Genomic DNA, 4,601 nt, shown 5'->3' with positions numbered 1-4,601 from the left:
CATCGAGGTGTTCGACACGGCTGAAGGGCTTGAGCAGGAAGAGCCACACATGGACCTGCGCAGGTCGCTGGGTTTCAAGTCGCAGGTTCTGGATCGGGGTGCCATTGCCGATCTTGAACCCGCATTGGCCGGCAAATTCAGCCACGGTTTGCTGTTTCCCGATTGGCGTGCGGTCAGTGATACCAAAKGATTTATTGCGGCTCTGACGCAAAGCTTCATCGATCAAGGCGGCGCCCGGGTGCGTGCTGAAGTGAAGAGCATTGATGAAGTCGCCGACCGTGCCAGCGGCGTGACCCTTACAAGCGGTGCGCGTTACGCTGCCGATCATGTGGTGATCGCAGCCGGAATCGGCTCACGACAATTCTTCGGGCAAATCGGCGGCAGCGTGCCTCTGGCGGGCATTGCCGGTTATCAAGTGCTGCTTCCTCATTCCGGTGTCGAGGTGCGTCATTCGGTGATTTATGCCGATGGCGGTTTTTGCTTCGCACCGATGACCCGAGGCTTGCAAATAGGCGGAACGATCGAGTTCGCCGGCCCCAATGCGGAACCCAACTACAAACGCGCGGACATCATTCTGGAGAAGGCCCGCAGGATCCTTCCTCAGTTGAACATCGACGGCCTTGAATATGGCGTCGGTTATCGCCCGTTTCTGCCGGACACCAAGCCGATCATCGATGGTTGCGATCGGCTCAAAAACGTATTCCTTGCGTTCGGTCACGGGCAACTGGGGCTGACCCTCGGGGCAACGACCGGGCGACTGATTGCCGATATGGTCGCCGGACGCAAACCTGCCCAGGACCTGAGCCCATTCAGTGCCAAACGTTTTGCTTTCAATTGAGGCCCTTCATGAATTTCTACGACCTGCTTTACATCGACGGCCAATGGGTCAGCCCCGTCAAAGGCGGCAGCTTCGAGACCATCGACCCGAGCAATGAGTGTGTAATCACCCGCGTAGCCGCTGCGACCGCGCCGGACATCGACCGGGCGGTAAACGCCGCACGCCGTGCGTTTGATGAGGGCCCGTGGCCGCAGATGAGCGGGGCTGAGCGTGCCATTGTGCTGCGCCGGATCGCCGCCGGAATCCGCGAGCGTCAGCAAGCCCTGGCCGAGCTTGAGGTGCGGGACAACGGCAAGCCTTTGCCCGAAGCGCTGTGGGACATCGGCGACACGGCCGGTTGTTTCGAATTCTATGCCGATCTGGCCGAAGACCTCGACGGACATCGGGAGCAAGCGATTTTCCTCGCGGATGAACGCTTCAGCTCAATCGCCCGTAAAGAGCCCATGGGGGTCGCGGGCGCGATCATTCCCTGGAACTTTCCGATGCTGATGGCGGCCTGGAAAGTCGCTCCGGCGTTGGCGGCGGGTTGCTGCATGGTGTTGAAGCCCTCCGAACTCACGCCGCTGACCGCATTGGAACTGGCCGACATTGCCCATCAAGCCGGGTTGCCCGCCGGTGTGTTGAACGTCGTGACCGGCCTGGGCAACGAGGCCGGCGCACCGTTGAGTGAGCATCCGGGCATCGACAAGCTGGCCTTCACCGGCAGTGTGCCGACCGGGACGAAGATCATGCAGTCGGCGGCTCGCGACATCAAAAACATCAGCCTGGAATTGGGCGGCAAGTCACCGTTCATCATTTTCAATGACAGCGACATCGACGCGGCCGTCGAATGGATCATGTTCGGGATTTTCTGGAACCAGGGCGAAGTGTGCTCCGCGACGTCCCGCGTGCTGGTCCAGCGGGATCTGTACGAGCCGTTGCTCAAGCGCCTGGTCGAACAGAGCCGAAGCTTGAGCATCGGCAATGGTTTGAAAGAGGGGGTGTTGCTCGGGCCGCTGGTGAGCCGTGGCCAATACGACAAAGTGCTGCAAGCCATCGCCAAAGGCCAGGAGGAGGGTGCAACCTTGTTGTACGGCGGCACGCGTCCGGCCGACTGCGAAAAAGGCTACTTCCTGACGCCGGCGATTTTTGCCGATGTGCCCGAAGAGAGCTGGATCTGGAAAGAAGAAATCTTCGGCCGGGTAGTGTGCGTGCGTCCATTCGACGATGAGGCCGAGGCGCTGCGTAGCGCCAACGATTCACGCTTCGGCCTCGCGGCGGCGGTGATGTCTGCGGATATGCAACGGGCGGAGCGGGTCGCGCGCCGACTGCAGGCTGGTATTGTCTGGATCAACTGTTCGCAACCCACCTTCACCGAAGCACCCTGGGGTGGCTACAAACAAAGCGGGATCGGCCGTGAGCTGGGTGAGTGGGGCTTGAACAATTACCTGGAAACCAAGCAGATCACCCGTTATGACAGCCAGCAGCCTTGGGGCTGGTACATCAAATAGAGGAGGCCGAGATGCGCTGGAAGAAAACCCTGCAAATGGCCGACGTGCACTGCGAAGGCGAGATCGGCAAAGTCATTACCGGTGGTGTGCTCGACATCCCCGGCAAGACCATGCTCGACAAGATGAACTACATCAACGAAGTGGACGACAGCCTGYGTCGGCTGGTGGTGCTGGAGCCTCGCGGCTGCCTGCAAATGTCCGTCAACCTGCTGTTGCCATCCACCCGGCCGGAGGCGCAGGCCGGGTTCATCGTATTACAGGCAGACAAGGCTCACCCGATGTCCGGCAGCAATTGCATTTGCGTGGTCACCGCGTTGCTGGAACTGGGCATTTTGCCGATGCAGGAGCCGTCCACCACCGTGGTGCTCGACACGCCGGCCGGTCTGGTCACGGCGCGTGCCCAGTGTGCGGATGGGCGTTGTCTCAGCGTTTCGCTGGATATGGTGCCCTCGTTCGTCGAGCATTTGGGCGTGGTCATTGAAACCGCCGAGTATGGCCCGATCAAGGCTGACATCGCCTTTGGCGGGGTCTATTACGCGCTGGTGGATGTCGATCAGATCGGCTTGAGCATCGCTCCGGAAAACGCCCGTACGCTGGCCAGCGAAGGGGTGCGTTTGCGGCGGTTGATCAACGAGCAGGTGGTGGTCCGCCATCCGTTGATCAAAGAGCTGAATGAAGTCGCGTATGTGATGTTCCGCCATCGCCTCGACGACAAAGCCTGGCAAACCTGCACCACGTTGCCGCCCGGCCGGGTGGACCGCTCGCCGTGCGGAACTGGCAGCTCGGCGAACCTGGCGACCCTGAGCGCGCGCGGTCTGGTGCAGCCAGGCGACCAGCTCACTTCGCGCTCCACCATTGGCGGTGAATTCAAGGTCGAGTTGCTGGGCCTGACCGAGGTGGGGGATCGGCCTGCGGTGTTGCCGAGAATCACCGGGCGGGCCTGGGTGTATGGTCTGCATCAGATTGGTGTAGACCCGGACGACCCGCTCCGCGAAGGGTTCATGTTGAGCGACACCTGGGGCGAAGGTTTCTAACCGAGCCTTGGCTGATGCTAAAGTTGCGGGCCGGACAGACGTCCGGCCTGTATCGCTGAGAGCTGCCTGATGAGCAAAGACACCGCTGAAACCAACGCAAGCGTCAAGCGCCATGGTGGGCGCTACATTTACGAGGAGCTGCGCAAACAGATCCTGACGTTGAAGCTCAAGCCTGGCACGCCGCTGGATGAAGTGTCGTTGGCGGCGCAGTTCGGCTTGTCGCGTTCGCCTGTGCGCGACGCCCTGGCAAGGCTGATCAGCGAAGGGCTGGTGACGATTCTGCCCAATCGCACCACGTTGGTGACGCCGTTCGAGATCGAAGAGTTCCCTAACTACATCTCCGCCCTGGACCTGATTCAGCGTGCCGTCACAAGGCTTGCGGCGCTACAGCGTACTGACGAGGATCTGGCGCGTATCCGCGCCGCCGATGCCGCTTATCTGGAGGCCGTCAGTACCGGGGATTTCCAGGCGATGTCGGAAATGAACAAAGCTTTTCACATGACCATTGCCGAGGCCGGCAAGAACCCTTACTTCATCAGCTATTACGAGAAGCTTTTGGGAGAGGGGCAGCGACTGCTGCATCTGCATTTCGACTACATCATCAGCGCCGCCAGCACGAGTACGCGGTTGGGGCGTGACCATGACGAAATGATTGACGCCATCGCCGCGCGCAATCCGGATGAGGCCGAACAGGCCGCGCACGAGCACACCATGCTGTTTCAGCGGCGCTTCCTGGCCTACATGCAGCAGAACCTCACGGGAAGCATGTCGGTGAATTAGTTCGGGTGTTGGAGGCGGCATGGACGTCCGTCTCGCGGCGTTAGTATTTTTCCATTTACCCATCATTTCCCTTGAAAAAAATCAGTCTAAAAACCCCGACCCAGGCTTCGAATGGTTTGCTATTCTGAGGTTGTAGGTGAAGACGCAGACTGATGCGCAAAGGGATAGCGAGGAGGCGTGGGGCGCGCTCCCAAGGGTACACGGTTAGAAAGATCTCCGCGCTGAGATCCAGCCCTTATGCCGTGTGAGGCAGAACAGCCCAAAGCTAAAAATCCTGTTCTGTGAGAGGCCCGATAAACCTTGTAAGCCAGAGACCAGCGCTGGCCACCTACTCGATTTCCAAAGCCCGCCTTGTGCGGGCYTTTTCGTATTCGCCGTAGCAGCTGTCGAGCTTGCGAGGCTGCGTTCGGCTGCGCAGCAGTCGTGAATCCGGCCGACACGGTCTGCCTTGACACACCG

At 60.2% G+C, this 4,601-nt stretch carries 4 protein-coding genes; all 4 read left to right on the top strand.

What is annotated here, in order from left to right; genetic code table 11:
• A partial coding sequence (locus AC1DLB_RS21920; RefSeq protein ID WP_477785631.1) for an NAD(P)/FAD-dependent oxidoreductase occupies positions 1-838 on the top strand: 838 nt, incomplete at its 5' end.
• 8 nt (positions 839-846) lie between these two features.
• A complete protein-coding gene (locus AC1DLB_RS21915) occupies positions 847-2,328 on the top strand; it encodes an aldehyde dehydrogenase family protein (RefSeq protein ID WP_477745587.1) in 1,482 nt (493 codons plus the stop codon).
• Positions 2,329-2,339: 11 nt separating this feature from the next.
• Positions 2,340-3,362: a proline racemase family protein gene (locus AC1DLB_RS21910; protein WP_477785630.1), complete on the top strand. Its 1,023-nt coding sequence runs from the start codon at positions 2,340-2,342 to the stop codon at positions 3,360-3,362.
• 69 nt (positions 3,363-3,431) lie between these two features.
• Positions 3,432-4,142, top strand: coding sequence for a GntR family transcriptional regulator (locus AC1DLB_RS21905; RefSeq protein WP_111453429.1), 711 nt, complete (start codon positions 3,432-3,434; stop codon positions 4,140-4,142).
• The last annotated feature ends 459 nt before the right edge of the window (positions 4,143-4,601 follow it).

Source organism: Pseudomonas sp. 05N434 (assembly GCF_056396965.1).
This window is presented reverse-complemented; position numbering and strand designations above follow the sequence as displayed.